Annotated in this window: 1 protein-coding gene; it reads right to left on the reverse strand. The window is 58.5% G+C overall.

The window, feature by feature from the left end:
* Positions 1–922, reverse strand: a 922-nt coding sequence (locus FS320_RS44230) for a LysR family transcriptional regulator (protein WP_152718763.1), incomplete at both ends; no start/stop codon positions are given.

A 922-nucleotide genomic window follows, 5' to 3' on the forward strand; every position in this document is an offset into this window, starting at 1 on the left:
TGAGATGTCCAATGGGCTCACATGGGGAAGTCATGAGGGACGCCTCCTGCAACAGCATCTCCCGCATCCAGATGCTTGCTGGATCAGTATTGTGAAAGGCCGGCCATTGTACGGCTTCGGTGAATGGGGGAAGTGGCAGCGGAGATTCGACGATCCGTAGGGGCATCGTCTTTGCGAAGTGCTTGGCCAGGCGCAAGGGGATGGTCGCTATACGGTTGGTGCCTGATAACACGGGCGGGATCATGGTAAAGGCGTCTACGATGATCTCGAGCCGTCTCTTGAAACCGTGCTCGAGTAAAAACCAATCCTCGACAGAGGGCCTCCGCGCCCGTCCGAACTTGACCGCAACGTGCCCCATTGACATGTATTTCTCGAATGTAAGCTGCCGTGGGAGCTGCTTGTTCATGCCGCAGCCTACGCATACGAGTGTCTCGTCGAACAGTGCCTCTCTCGGATGCGCGTCCGACATGAACAATTCCGGAAGGATGAGAAAATCGACGTCACCGCGCCGGAGAAGTTCACTGGGGTCGTCGTCGAGAGGCAACAATTCGAGGCTGACGGCGGGAGCTTCCTGCGCAACACGCTCCACGACCTTTCTGAAAAAGACGAGTGTCATGAAATCGGAAAGGATGATCCGGAAGCGACGATCCGATTGGGCTGGGTTGAACCGGTCGCAGGACATAATGGAGAGCTGGATGTGCAGCAGAGCCTCGCGGACTGCGGGGGCGAGCCCTTCCGCACGCGGTGTGAGGACAAGTTCGCGGCCCACCATCGTGAATAGCTCATCGCAGAAATAGGCACGTAACCGCCCGACGGCCGCGCTCATGGCCGGCTGGCTCAGGTTGATGCTGCGTGCCGCCGCCGTGAGGTTACGCTTGGTTATCAGAGCGTCGAGCGCGACGAGGAGATTGAGATCAAGGCC

The sequence above is a fragment of the Microvirga tunisiensis genome (genome assembly GCF_009296175.1).
GTDB classification, from domain to species: Bacteria; Pseudomonadota; Alphaproteobacteria; order Rhizobiales; family Beijerinckiaceae; genus Microvirga; species Microvirga tunisiensis.